Consider the following 11,864-nt stretch of genomic DNA (forward strand, 5'->3'; position numbering starts at 1 on the left):
CGGCGTACTTCTCGCCGACCTTCAGGTTCTCTTTAAGAAATCGTTCCTTGCTCATTGCAAGCTCCTGTCTTGTTTTGAGGTGTTAAATGACAAAAGGACTAAATTGGCAATCTGCGGACGGCACGCGCGCGCAGCGCGTAGTCCGTGCGGTTGAGGTCCTGGTAGCCGTAGTGGAAGAGCTGACACCAGGCCCAGCCGTCATCGTCTTCATCGCGCTGATTGCTCCAGTACGCAGCCTTCTGGAACAGGTCGCGGTGATGAGCGAATAGCATTGCCTGCTCCAGACGGTTTGGCAGATCGCCGCCAACAGATTTGGCCCATTCAAGTTGCGCCTCGAAGCCGGATCTATCGTTATCGTCAGGCAGCAAGACGACGTGATACAGCTCACCGGCAGCATTGCCGATCGCTCCGATGTAGGTTTCGCCCTCAGCCAGCGGCGGGATTTGAATCTGGTTCATGTTGACCTTCTCCTTTTTGGTTGTGATAGGACTACTTCGATGGTTCGGGTGAAACAGTGGGATAAGACGAAACCGGGAACGTCATGGCCTCGGCCTGGGAATAAAGCTTTTGGAACAAGCGCTTGTTGGCGGCGACCTTGGCGTCGAGTTGCTGTTTCTCGTATCGGGCCTTGGCGCGGGCATCGATCGTCGGCATGACCACGCATTGCAGCAGCAGGATCACCAGCAGGCCGAGCAGGGCGCCGAGGGGATAGGCGGTTTTCATTTGGTGCGCTCCGCAAGCATGGCGTCGGCTTCCAAGTAGCGAAGCGTGGCGCGGAATTCAGCCCAGAATTTGAAGTTTCCGAGAGCATCTGACTTGAACTCGGGCGCGGGTCGACCCATGATCCCTTCAGCGAAAGGGATGCTGTAGTTGGCAAGGTCTGCCTCGCAATGGACGGCGAAATAGTCGCGCAAGGTCATGCCGCCGGACCGCTCCACGTCGTAGCGCTCGATGCCGTCGCTGCTGATTCCTGTCATCTCTTCATTTAGGCCGGGGAAGGCCGGTCCCCCTGTTGGCTTGCTCATGTCATCCTCCGCAGCGGCTGCACGACAGGGGCGCTGACCGGCTTCTTCAGTGATTCCGTGGTGGTCAGTGGGTCAGTCATAGCCAGCGCCAACAGACACAGGAAGCCGAAGATCGCAAGAACGATCAGGATGATGTCCGGCAGTGCGCTCCATAGACGGCTGCAGAATCGTCTTAAGGTTGGGCGCACTTGCCAGCCCAATGTACGCAGCCAGGCCCGGCGGGCGGGGCCGTTTTGGCATTCGAAAAGATCGCCGCGCTTCACGATTGCACCTCTGGAGCGCGCACACTGAAGTCCTTGACGCGGCCGAATCCGGCCGGGGCGGTGGTGTCCCGGTAATGTGCTTCGCCTCGATGGTCGGCAATGCCGAGCTCAACGGCGAGGCAATGCGCTTCGTGTTTGAGGCGGCGGATTTCGACGGCACACTCGACGGCAGACGAGGCGGCTTTATTGCGCCTGGCCGGCGACTGGCTGCCATTCCCGCTCACGGCGTTGTGCTTCGCCAGCGCATCCTGCTCGCGCATCAACCGCTTCATACAGTCGATCATGCAGATCAGCTTTTCGCGGCTCATATGGCACCTGCGGCAGTGAGGGCGGCATGCGTTCCTTTGACGCTGTCCCAGATCGGCGACTCGCTAGGCATAAATGTCGGGTCCGCCGCAATTAATTTCGCCATGAGCCAGTCGACGGCGTGAAATTGGGCTTTCAGCTTCTCGACCAGCGCATCGTGGTTGTTGCAGGCGCGGACGATGAATTCGGCGTTACCGCGGCAGTATTCCCAGTCCTCTCGGCGTTCTTTGCCGCGTGCGCGATAGTCCGGGCTGTTGACTTCGGCCACGCGGTAGCTGTTCTCACCGACGATCATCTGACCTGACAAACGCCAAGGCGTAGGAGTGTGCTTGCTCATGCTGCCACCTCATGCTGCTGCACATATGCCTCATTGCGCACGTCTTCTTCCAGGGCGGCGCCATCCGGCAAGTGACGGTCGCAATACGCGGAAAAGTCCATCATGTCGCGGTTCGAGAACAGTTCGCCGATGTTGATCGTCTGGCCGGTCAGGGTGACCGACTCAACAACGTAGCAGTCGTCTCCACGGTCGAAGTAGCCGTAGAAGTCCAGCAGGTGGTTGTTGTGCAGAAAGCCGTCGACCAGCTTGATGAGCTTCTTGCCGACCTGCGGCTGGATATTTTGTCGTTGTGATGTGCGTTGCATTTCTCGCTCCATACAATCAAATAAATAAATTACTGAATGACTAATCTGCGGACGGCACGCGCGCGCAGCGCGTCGTCCGTGCGGACGAGGCTGTACTGGTCGCCGTTGTTGAAGTACTGAGACCAGGCCCAGCCGTCGCCATTCAGTTCAGAGGACCAGTAGTAGGAAGATTTGAAATGCTTCTTGGCATTGGCGAACAACAACGATTGTTCGGCACGCGCGGGGAGCGAGCCGCCGAGATTCTCGGCCCATGCAGTCGCATCGGCGTGGTTGATTTCTTCGGCTTCGCCCGGCAGCAGGATCAAATGATGGGAAAGTTTGCCGTCTTCGCTCAGGATGATGCCGGCATAGACTTCGCCGTCATTGAGGGATGGGATGGCAATCGAGACGACTAGCCCAACATTGGCGCCCATTTGCTTTTGCAGCCACGCGCTGAACAGGGCATTGATATCAACCGTCAGCTTGGCGCCGTCCAGTTGTAGGGTGATGGCTTCTTCTTTAAGTTTTTGATTTTGGGACATTTTCGCTCCTCGGTTTGGTTCGTTTTCCGAACTGTTGGAGCGAGTATAGAACTCTAAACAAATAAAGTAAAGAGTTCTAAACAAAAAGTTTAGTTGTTGTAAAAAATAGGCGTAAAAAAACCCGCCGCAGCGGGTTCGTTTATTGGGGAAGGGTGGTTAGTTTGAGGTGCTGACTGTATTTGCCGCTGGGGGCCCGAGCCGGGTGTCGTTGTTTGACGACGAGAAGGTGTAGCGGGAAACGATGCCTTGCGCGTCGAAGAACACCATCAGTACCTTCGAGTTTCCAGTGGCGCCGCCGGCAAACAGGCCGACCACAGGAATAAAGGTTGCTCCCTTGGCCTGCGAGCTCGCATACATATACATCCATGTTTCACCCGCAGGGGTGCTGTTATTGGTCGTCACCGAGTTCGCGGCGCCCAGGTAGGCCAGCACATCGGCTTTCGTCGATTTTCCCTTGATTAGATGCTGATCGACTGAAGTCTGGTCGACGTTGGCGAGCGCCTGGTTGCCGGTGCTGGCGCACCCAGCCAAGAGGCTTGCCGCACACAGGGCGGCGGTGATTGCGATTTTTTTCACGGTCTTGTCCTTGTTGTTGGTTGTGCTGCCGGGCGATGGCTGTAACTCTACCACGCCGGCGGTCATCGTTCTGGCCGCCTAAATGGCAAAATCTCGGCAGTGAACAGCGGCAACTCAGCTTGCCTTTTTACTTTTTGGTTGGTTGTGCCATTCATTGACCATGAATGCAAGTTGCTTATCAACACGAAGACGCTCTTCAGGGGGGAGGGCCATAAATAGGTCTTGTGAAACAGAAAAAGGCCAGTCTTTCGTCCGCCGGATCATCTCATACCCTTCGCCCAAGACCAGCCAAACGTGGTCGTACCCCAATTTCTGCTCGATCTTCAGCGCGTAATCCAGCCGCATCGATTTAATTTTTCCATCTAGCCACTGATTCACGACGCTTTTTGAGGCGCCGGATGCTTCCACAATCCCGCTTTGCCCGAGATCCGGCCGCTCTTTCAGTATTTGTTCGATGCGTTCGCTCAATGTTGTCATGTTTAAAACTCTAAACTTATGTTGGTTTAGTGTGCTTGACCTTTTGAGGTTTAGAGTTCTATACTTGGCTGTATGGACACTAAACATCTCGTTGGCCTGCTCGGCGGCCCATCACAAATCATGGAGGACACCGGTCTCTCAAAGGGGCGGGTGTCTCAATGGGTCTCCGAGGACCGAATCACACCTTCGTGGCTTAAGTTCTACCGCTTGAAGCGGCCGGACATCGATTGGGGTGCCTACGATGCGCATCTCGCCAGTCTTGCCATCCCCGAACCCGACAAGGTGTCTTCATGAGCGCCCTGCGAAGGATTATTTCGGCGATAGCCGCTTTTTCAGCGCGTGCCAAATGCTCCATGCCGCGCCGACGCCGGAAGATTGGCCCGATAGGGATTCTTTTAGCTCTGCGGAGTGATCGGCCAGTGCCGCAACTGCGAGGTCACTCCTATCCGAACCTAGCAGACGCGCTTGAGCGGCGGCTAGATTCATATCGAAATTCGCCTCAAAGCCATCTGGATCAGGGTGTGTCCGAATCAGGGCTTCAATCGCGCACTGCTGAGCCTCTATGAGTCCGAACAACACGTCAATTTGCCATTCGACCGGCGGGATTTCCGGTCCTTGGTTCTGCCTTTCCATGCGCGTTCCTTTCGTTTCCACGGTTGATAGGGGTGAGAGCCTTGATTGTGGCACGGCTGCGAACGCGCGCCTTTTTCCTAAAAACAAGGTGTTCCCATGAGCACAGACACAGTGTCGCCCGACCTGGTGGAAAGCACACGCAAGACCGGCGCACGGATTTTGTCCGAGGTATTGCAGCGACTTGCATATGTCGGGCAAGAGCGTGCAGCCGGTTGCATGGGCGTGGACCCCAGCACGGTGAGCAGGGCGAAGGCCTCCCTGGAACAGGCTTGCCAGTTGATGGCGGCCATCGGGCTGCAGGTCGCGGCATCCGACTCGGTGGTGATCAGCCAGAAAGAACTGTCGGGGCTGAAATACCTCGCCGCGCGCTATCTGGAAGCCGATATACAGCGGGAGATCAGACAATGACACGCCCCCCGATCGTCCGCGAAGCGATAGTCGCCGCCCTGAAAGAGCACGGGACGCTGAACGGCAAGCAGATTTGCAATTTCGTTTGCGCCAAAACCGGATCTACCCCAAGCGGTATTCGCAAGGTGCTCTGGTTCATGGAGCACGATGGCTTCATTGCCTGCGATAAATCGCGCCCGCGGCGCCATCTCTATTCGCTATCGGATGACGAGCCAGTGCGCCGCACAGTGCGGCAGGCCAGCGATTTCAAACTTCCAACGAAGCTAAAGCGCGCCGATGCCCTCAGTCCTATGGCTTGGTCGATGGCGTACCTGCTGGGGGCGGCTTGAACATCTCTCACGAAAGAAACGCCAAGTCAGTCGAGTGGTACACGCCTGCGTGGATATTCGAAAAGCTCGGCATCGATTTCGACCTTGATCCGTCATCGCCGCATGACATGGTGCTCGACTGGATCCCGGTAAAGCAACGTTACACCGTATTTGACGACGGACTTAGTAAGCCGTGGGCTGGTCGTGTTTGGCTCAACCCGCCTTACTGCAAGGTTACACAACAGTGGATGCGCCGCATGGCCGCGCACGGCAATGGCATTGCCTTGGTGTTCTCCCGCACTGATGCCGCATGGTTTCAAGAGGCGATCGCATCCGCTGACGCGGTCTTATTTGTCGCTGGCCGAATCGATTTTGTGCCAGGACACGAAAACAAGCACAAGAAGTCTCGATCTGGCGCCGCCTCTGTGTTCCTCGCTTGGGGGAAGGAAAGCGTTGTAGCGTTGCAGCGTCTAGGTGATCGCGGATTCCTTGTCTATCCGAAGAAAGCAGGCGTTGCAGCATGAACTGGAACGAACGATCAATCGCCAGGGCTATATCACTGCAGACGCTGCAACGCCGCTGCGTGCTTCTCGTCGATAACTGCAACTGGACCGGCCACGAATGCGACGTCCTCGGTGTCACGCTTGACCTACGCATCATCGACATCGAAATCAAGATTAGCCGCGCCGATCTGAAGGCCGATGCCAAGAAGGAGAAATGGTGGCGTCGCGCCTACAACTGGCCATTCGAAAATTATCAGCACGGCGCGCCGGCGCCCGACCTGAGATTGATTCATCCCGCCAAGGTCTGGAAGCACTACTACGCTATGCCCGCCGAAATCTGGAAGCCTGACCTGTTGGACTGCTTGGCGTCGCCTGCGAGCGGCGTCTTGCTGTTGAGCCAGGGCAGCGGATGCACGTCGGACGGTCTTCCAGCAATCACTGTGCGTTCGCAGCGTCGTGCCATTCCCAATCGAAAGGCGGACCAGCTTCGACCTGAACAGGTGATGGATATTGCCCGCCTCGCCAATCTACGCATGTGGGAATCGTATATGCGCGTCGATAAAGCCCATCTTTCGGCCCAGCGCCAGGAATCTGCATGACCGAATTGCCAACCCCATTGACGCCGGCCGACTGCGATTTGCGTGACTTTATGTTCATGCCGCTGGATGTTTTGCGGCTGCGCGACAGCGATATCGCCGTGATTTCGTCCGGAGACGAGTTTCGCTGTGCAGTTTTGCTTTGGTGCGCATCCTGGCATCAAGTGCCTGCCGCCTCGCTGCCTGACGACGATGTCATTCTGTCCGGTTTGTCCGGCTTCGGCCGCGTCATCAAGGAATGGAAAAAGGTCCGGGAGGGCGCATTGCGCGGCTGGATTAAATGCGGTGACGGTCGCCTGTATCACCCTGTGGTGGCGGAAAAGGCAAATGAAGCCTGGCGCGGCAGGATCGATTATCGCGAGAAAAAAGAGGCCGAACGGCTGCGCAAAGCAGCGTTGCGCGCCGCCCAAAAAGCAGCAGAAGAGGCCGAGGAAGCAGCACGCCGACTCGCGAATTGTCCGGCGGACGAGTTGGATTTGTCCGGCGGACAAAATAGTTCTGTCCAGAGGACAGATACCGGAAGTCCGGCGGAAAACGCTCTGAGAGGGACAGTGGACAGTGGACAGTGGACAGTGGACAGTGGAGAGGGACAGTTAACATCAACACCACCATCGTCATCTCATACCTCGAACTCAGTTGCACCAGCGCAAGACGGTGAACGAGACGATTCGGTTTTGCCGAACAACGCCGAAAAGCCGAAGCGAAACGTCGAGATTGCCGTGCTTCTCCGTGCCAAGGGAATCAAGCCCTTCACCTTCGCTCATCCACTTGCCGTGGAGTGGGCAGACAACCCCAAGATCACCGACGACATCCTGATCGCTGCTGTCGAGCAAGCCAGGCAGTACAAGGGCGACGCCGACATTTCGCCGAACTACCTCAAACCGATCATTGCCGATTTGCTCAACCCGCCTGCACAGCGCGAGGACAACGCTTGGAAGCGCACCGACGCCGGCATCGACGCCAAGGGCCGCGAGATGGGGATGTTTGCCAAGCCCACGGAGAGCTACGCCGATTACCGAACCAGGATCGAGAACGAGATCCGCAAACGCAAGCAGCAGAAACCTGACGAAGGAGAAGCAGCATGACCCATGACGTCGACACCAGCAAATGCGCCGCCTACGGCTGCCCATGCCCAGGCACCAGTCGCAGCAGCACATCCGGCGGCAACAACTGGCTTTGCCCGCATCACATCGGCACGGATGCCGGCGCCTGGCAGCGCATCACCGCCGAACTCAATCGCCTGAGTTGGCTCGTCGACGTCTGCAACGGCATCCGGATTTTCTACGGCACCGAGAAGTGGGAACGCGTCTATCGCGAAATTCAGCGCGACATCGTTGCCCATCAGCGCAGCGATTTGCTTTTCGACAAGAACGTCGACGCGTCGGTCACGGCATGGCGCAACCGTCTCGACACCGAAATCAGCCGCGCCGTAAGCCAGCACCGGCAAGCCGAGATTATCGTCGCTCCGGCGCCGGCATCTGACCCGATGAAGCGGGTTCACCTGTCCATGCCGGCGCACGCCTGACGATGCCCAGCGGCCGCTACGACTTAACGAAACTTAACGACTGCGTGCGGCTGGTCGAGAGCACCAGGCCGAGGAAGGACCTGGCCGAGGAAGGACCTGGCCGAGGCGATGCTGCAGGTGATTTACCGAACGCCGGGCGCGCCCACAAGAGACGAGATATTGCAAAAAATGAAGGAACAGACCCCATGAACTCCGACAACTTTTTTTACGACGTGCAAGACCTACGCGCCGAGCTGAACGAATTGGTGGAACGCTTCGCCAGCGCGCCAGAGGAGCGGTGGACGTCGCAGCAGATCACAAATTTGTTATCGGAGTTGCTGAAAGACACCGCAGACACTGCGGCGGCGGAGCGACTTGTGCCTGCCGCTGGCGCGCATCCCATCCTACTCACGCTGCCGTACCCGCTGAGCGCGAACAAGTACTGGCGCCCGGTCATCATCAACGGCCATTCCATGATCGTGCCGACCAAGGAAGCGAAGCAGTTCAAAGCCGATATCGGCATGCTGTGCTGGCGTGCCGGGATCCGCAAGCCACTGGCCGGCCGCGTCGAGGTTGCGTACCGACTGTACCCGGCCAGGCCGCAGGACTGGCAAAAGCGCATGCGCACCGATGGAGCAACGTGGGACGACAGCGTGCGCTGCATCGACCTGGACAACGCCCAGAAGGTGCTGCTCGACGCGTTCAAGGGCGTCGTGTTCGATGATGACAAGTGGGTGCGCCGCATCGTTGCTGAGCGCGCTGAGCCGGATGCCGACGGCGCCCGCGTGGTGGTGACCATCACACCGCTGGCCGTGATGCAGCCGCAGGTTTCTCTTTTCGATGAGGTGACAGCGTGATTGGGGCAGGCGTTGTTCGGTTCATGCGTATAGCCACTGCAAGCGGAAATAACCGCCGCCGTACGCGTGAATACATCCAATCGAAAAACAAGCTGTACGCCGGCAGGGCGCGCTGCGCTAAGTTTCACAGATCAAAATAGGCTCACTGAGGGGATAGCAAAATGCAGACGGCAGAACCAACACTATTCCGGGATGGCTTTCACGCGCTGGTGTTCGCGTACAACATCACAAGCCAGGGCATCGACCGCCCAATGATGAACCGCCTTGCCGCGCCGACGATCAGCCGCGGCGGTGGCATCGCTGGTCTGGATGCCATCGGCCAGGCCGGCATGATCCGCTCTCAGGTCGAGAAGCTGGGCAAACTGCAGGAGGCGATTCTGATTGCACGCACTGCGCCGCGTGATCGCCCCTGCGAGTGCAAGGCCGCATGCTGCTCGGGCAACAAGGCGAATAAAGAATGGACGGACGCCATTGCCTACCTGGCTGACCATATCCGGACGACCGCTCTTGCCGGCTGCACCGCTAACGGCATGCTGCGCCGTGAATACGTGGTGCGCTACTTCACGCACAAGAAGGAGCGCAAGTCGATCGAAGCCATCGCCCGGCAATATCAGATCGACCGAAACACGGTCAGCGCCCACGCCGGCAGGGTCAACGTGCTGCTGGGCGGTCGCCCGGCGCGTAAGGTAAAAGAGGAATATTTGACCGCGGAACCGGGGCTGGAAAGCCTGGCGCTGAACGCGGTTGAAGAGCTGCTGAGAGAGATGGAAGTTGTGGGTTGACGACAGAAAGTTGCAAATTCGGCGAAACATGCCTAATATACGTTCCAATTCGATAGTCTCATAAGTACGCCCAAAGCCCGGACCGCTCCCCAGCGACCGGGCTTTTTGCTTTCCGACGCCAAAAAAGGCACATCCATCAAGCGGGTGCAGTCGCACGCCAAACCGCTGCCGGACGCTGTCACCGGCAACCTATTCACAGAGTCGCTGCTGTCTCCTTCCGCTAGTCTGCGGACTTGCCGCCTTCGGGCGGCTTTTTTATTCCTGTTGTCCCACGCGCCATGGTCGTTACCCCGAAGATTCGCCGCTTTGTCGATGAGTACCTGGTCGACCTCAACGGCACTCAGGCTGCCATGCGCGCTGGGTACAGCGTCAAGACTGCCAAGGTGCAGGCTAGCCAGATGCTGGCAAAGCCCGAAATTCAGGCGCTGGTCGAGGCTGCGAAAGATGCATTGAGCGAGCGCACGCAGATCACCTCGGCCATGGTGCTCAACCGCATGTGGCAACAGGCCACTGCCGACCCGAACGAGATCATTCAGTACGTGCGCGAGTGCTGCCGCTACTGCTACGGCAAAGACCACGGCTACCAGTGGACGAAGGGCGAATATCTGCGCCGCCAGCAGGAGGCGCGTGACGCGAAGCAGGAGCAGCCCGATATCGCTGGCGGTCTTGGCTTCAACCCGAAGCGGCCACCGCGCAAGGATTGCCCCGAATGCTTCGGCGATGGGCGCGGCCGCCAGATCGTGGCCGACACGCGCAACTTGAGCGCGGCGGCACTGACCATCTATGCCGGCGTGAAGCGTGGCAAGGAAGGTTTGGAGGCGCGCATTGTCGACCAGCAGACAGCCTTGAAGTATGTCGGCGATCACATCGGCATGTTTAATAAACGCGTCGAACTGAGCGCACCAGGCGGCGGCCCCATCCAACAACGGACAGTGACCACCACCATGACCCCTGAACAGTTTCAAGAGATCGCCAAAAGAATCGTCGACGAGTACTGACCATGCGCACATTCAGCCCCGAGGAACGTTTCGCGGCTACCCAAATGGCGCAAGCTGACCTGTACGAGTTCTCCCGGTGGATGTTCTTACAGCGTAAGGGCTTCGTCTGGAGTCGCGCGCCGCACCACAAGATCATTTGCGACGCCCTGATGCGGGTGTTCCGTGGCGAGTGCAAGCGGCTCATTATCAACGTGCCGCCGCGGTACTCCAAGACTGAGCTGGCCGTTATCAACTTCATGGCGTGGGCGCTCGGCAAGGTGCCGGATTCGGAATTCATTCACACCAGTTACAGCGCGAAGCTGGCATCAAAAAACGCCTTTCAGACGCGGGACATGGTGCTGTCGCCAGCATATCGGGAGATATTCCCGAAACTTGCACTGCGCCACGACAGCAAGGCCAAAGACGACTGGAAGACGACGGCAGACGGCTGCGTGTATGCGGTCGGTGACGGCGGCACGATTACAGGCTACGGCGCTGGCAAGCAACGGCCAGGCTTTGGCGGCGCAATCCTCATTGACGATCCGCACAAGGCTGACGAGGCTAGGTCTGACGTCATCCGCAGCGGCGTGATTGAATGGTTCCAGAACACGCTGGAAAGCCGGAAGAACGGTCCAGACACACCGATCATCTTGATCATGCAACGTCTGCACCAGGATGATCTGGCCGGATGGCTCCTCGGCGGCGGCAATGGCGAAGTCTGGGAAAACATCGTCATCCCTGCGCTGCAGGCAGACGGTACTGCGCTATGGCCTGAAAAGCACTCGGCCGAAGTGCTGCGCGCCATGCAGAAGGCGGCGCCGTACACTTTCGCTGGCCAGTACCAGCAAAAGCCATCGCCAGCCGAGGGCGGGATCTTCAAGCCTGACAACATCGAAACGGTCGATGCGCTGCCAGCGGGTTCCATCGAATGGGTGCGCGCGTGGGATTTGGCGAGCACTACTGACGGCGACTTTACGGCCGGGCCGAAGCTCGGAAAGATGAGTGACGGCCGTTACATCATCGCCGACATGGTTCGGGTGCGCGTTGGGCCTGATGAACGCGACGCAGCGATGAAGAACACCGCCGCGCGCGACGGCACCGGCACCAAGATCAGCATCCCGCAAGACCCCGGGCAGGCTGGTAAGACTCAGGTCTTGGACCTGACTCGCAAGCTGTCTGGCTACTCGGTGACGTCTTCACCGGAGTCGGGTGACAAGGTAACGCGCGCGGAACCGTTCGCGTCACAGGTCAATGTTGGCAACGTCCTCATGCTTCGGGCCGACTGGAATGGGCCTTTGATTGATGAGATGCGCATGTTCCCCAACGGAACGTTCGACGACCAGGTAGACGGCTTATCCAGGGCGTTCTCAATGTTCGTCGACAGCAAATTCGGCATGCTGGATTACCTCGCAAGACTGGCCGCACAAAAGGCGGCGGAACAGTTGGAAAATCAAATAGGGAAATAAAAATGACACATCGCCTCTCG

General features: G+C 58.1%; 21 protein-coding genes. 10 read left to right on the forward strand and 11 right to left on the reverse strand.

The features are described 5' to 3' along the window. Positions 1-98: 98 nt before the first annotated feature. The 11 genes from RV1423_RS24045 to RV1423_RS24100 all read right to left on the reverse strand — a co-directional run bounded on the left by RV1423_RS24045 (position 99) and on the right by RV1423_RS24100 (position 4,443). Positions 99-458, reverse strand: coding sequence for a DUF1566 domain-containing protein (locus RV1423_RS24045; RefSeq protein WP_034302495.1), 360 nt, complete (start codon positions 456-458; stop codon positions 99-101). 31 nt (positions 459-489) lie between these two features. Continuing rightward, a complete protein-coding gene (locus tag RV1423_RS24050) occupies positions 490-723 on the reverse strand; it encodes a hypothetical protein (RefSeq protein WP_034302498.1) in 234 nt (77 codons plus the stop codon). After that, a complete protein-coding gene (locus RV1423_RS24055) occupies positions 720-1,025 on the reverse strand; it encodes a hypothetical protein (protein ID WP_034302501.1) in 306 nt (101 codons plus the stop codon). Before RV1423_RS24055 ends, RV1423_RS24050 begins: the two co-directional genes overlap by 4 nt. After that, positions 1,022-1,288, reverse strand: coding sequence for a hypothetical protein (locus tag RV1423_RS24060; RefSeq protein ID WP_034302503.1), 267 nt, complete (start codon positions 1,286-1,288; stop codon positions 1,022-1,024). Before RV1423_RS24060 ends, RV1423_RS24055 begins: the two co-directional genes overlap by 4 nt. Then, positions 1,285-1,596 (reverse strand): hypothetical protein, encoded by a 312-nt coding sequence (locus tag RV1423_RS24065; RefSeq protein WP_034302505.1) that lies wholly within the window; start codon positions 1,594-1,596, stop codon positions 1,285-1,287. The genes RV1423_RS24060 and RV1423_RS24065 overlap by 4 nt, the downstream gene beginning before the upstream one ends. Beyond that, positions 1,593-1,931 carry a hypothetical protein gene (locus RV1423_RS24070; protein WP_155835255.1) on the reverse strand — a complete coding sequence of 113 codons (339 nt, stop codon included), beginning with the start codon at positions 1,929-1,931 and terminating at the stop codon, positions 1,593-1,595. The genes RV1423_RS24065 and RV1423_RS24070 overlap by 4 nt, the downstream gene beginning before the upstream one ends. Continuing rightward, a complete protein-coding gene (locus RV1423_RS24075; RefSeq protein ID WP_034302509.1) occupies positions 1,928-2,236 on the reverse strand; it encodes a hypothetical protein in 309 nt (102 codons plus the stop codon). The genes RV1423_RS24070 and RV1423_RS24075 overlap by 4 nt, the downstream gene beginning before the upstream one ends. A 29-nt stretch (positions 2,237-2,265) precedes the next feature. Beyond that, positions 2,266-2,757 carry a DUF1566 domain-containing protein gene (locus RV1423_RS30680; RefSeq protein ID WP_231502495.1) on the reverse strand — a complete coding sequence of 164 codons (492 nt, stop codon included), beginning with the start codon at positions 2,755-2,757 and terminating at the stop codon, positions 2,266-2,268. A gap of 156 nt (positions 2,758-2,913) precedes the next feature. Next, positions 2,914-3,399: a hypothetical protein gene (locus tag RV1423_RS24085; RefSeq protein WP_051516909.1), complete on the reverse strand. Its 486-nt coding sequence runs from the start codon at positions 3,397-3,399 to the stop codon at positions 2,914-2,916. Positions 3,400-3,447: 48 nt separating this feature from the next. Beyond that, the gene (locus RV1423_RS24090) at positions 3,448-3,810 is read right to left on the reverse strand and encodes a transcriptional regulator (RefSeq protein ID WP_051516910.1); all 363 of its coding nucleotides are present in this window, start codon (positions 3,808-3,810) and stop codon (positions 3,448-3,450) included. Positions 3,811-4,119: 309 nt separating this feature from the next. Then, on the reverse strand, positions 4,120-4,443 hold the full coding sequence (locus RV1423_RS24100; RefSeq protein ID WP_034302513.1) for a hypothetical protein: 324 nt from the start codon (positions 4,441-4,443) through the stop codon (positions 4,120-4,122). Between the two features lie 96 nt (positions 4,444-4,539). Here RV1423_RS24100 and RV1423_RS29350 point away from each other — a divergent pair, with 96 nt between their 5' ends. The 10 genes from RV1423_RS29350 to terL all read left to right on the forward strand — a co-directional run bounded on the left by RV1423_RS29350 (position 4,540) and on the right by terL (position 11,844). Beyond that, complete coding sequence (locus RV1423_RS29350; RefSeq protein WP_081768982.1) at positions 4,540-4,851, forward strand: CII family transcriptional regulator; 312 nt, start codon at positions 4,540-4,542, stop codon at positions 4,849-4,851. After that, a complete protein-coding gene (locus RV1423_RS24110) occupies positions 4,848-5,180 on the forward strand; it encodes a hypothetical protein (RefSeq protein WP_034302515.1) in 333 nt (110 codons plus the stop codon). The genes RV1423_RS29350 and RV1423_RS24110 overlap by 4 nt, the downstream gene beginning before the upstream one ends. Next, the gene (locus RV1423_RS24115) at positions 5,177-5,683 is read left to right on the forward strand and encodes a DNA N-6-adenine-methyltransferase (protein ID WP_034302517.1); all 507 of its coding nucleotides are present in this window, start codon (positions 5,177-5,179) and stop codon (positions 5,681-5,683) included. The genes RV1423_RS24110 and RV1423_RS24115 overlap by 4 nt, the downstream gene beginning before the upstream one ends. Continuing rightward, positions 5,680-6,261: a hypothetical protein gene (locus tag RV1423_RS24120; protein WP_034302519.1), complete on the forward strand. Its 582-nt coding sequence runs from the start codon at positions 5,680-5,682 to the stop codon at positions 6,259-6,261. The genes RV1423_RS24115 and RV1423_RS24120 overlap by 4 nt, the downstream gene beginning before the upstream one ends. Beyond that, positions 6,258-7,343, forward strand: a complete 1,086-nt coding sequence (locus RV1423_RS29355; protein WP_081768984.1) for a DUF1376 domain-containing protein — start codon at positions 6,258-6,260, stop codon at positions 7,341-7,343. The genes RV1423_RS24120 and RV1423_RS29355 overlap by 4 nt, the downstream gene beginning before the upstream one ends. Then, the gene (locus RV1423_RS24130; RefSeq protein WP_034302521.1) at positions 7,340-7,783 is read left to right on the forward strand and encodes a hypothetical protein; all 444 of its coding nucleotides are present in this window, start codon (positions 7,340-7,342) and stop codon (positions 7,781-7,783) included. The genes RV1423_RS29355 and RV1423_RS24130 overlap by 4 nt, the downstream gene beginning before the upstream one ends. A 185-nt stretch (positions 7,784-7,968) precedes the next feature. Beyond that, positions 7,969-8,619, forward strand: a complete 651-nt coding sequence (locus RV1423_RS24135; protein ID WP_081768985.1) for a RusA family crossover junction endodeoxyribonuclease — start codon at positions 7,969-7,971, stop codon at positions 8,617-8,619. Positions 8,620-8,780: 161 nt separating this feature from the next. After that, positions 8,781-9,401, forward strand: a complete 621-nt coding sequence (locus RV1423_RS28720; protein WP_051516911.1) for a hypothetical protein — start codon at positions 8,781-8,783, stop codon at positions 9,399-9,401. Positions 9,402-9,679: 278 nt separating this feature from the next. Next, positions 9,680-10,399, forward strand: coding sequence for a terminase small subunit (locus RV1423_RS24145; RefSeq protein WP_051516912.1), 720 nt, complete (start codon positions 9,680-9,682; stop codon positions 10,397-10,399). A 2-nt stretch (positions 10,400-10,401) separates the two neighbouring features. After that, a complete protein-coding gene (gene terL, locus RV1423_RS24150; RefSeq protein WP_051516913.1) occupies positions 10,402-11,844 on the forward strand; it encodes a phage terminase large subunit in 1,443 nt (480 codons plus the stop codon). The last annotated feature ends 20 nt before the right edge of the window (positions 11,845-11,864 follow it).

The organism is Herbaspirillum sp. RV1423, from assembly GCF_000577615.1.
Taxonomy (GTDB): Bacteria; Pseudomonadota; Gammaproteobacteria; order Burkholderiales; family Burkholderiaceae_D; genus Herbaspirillum.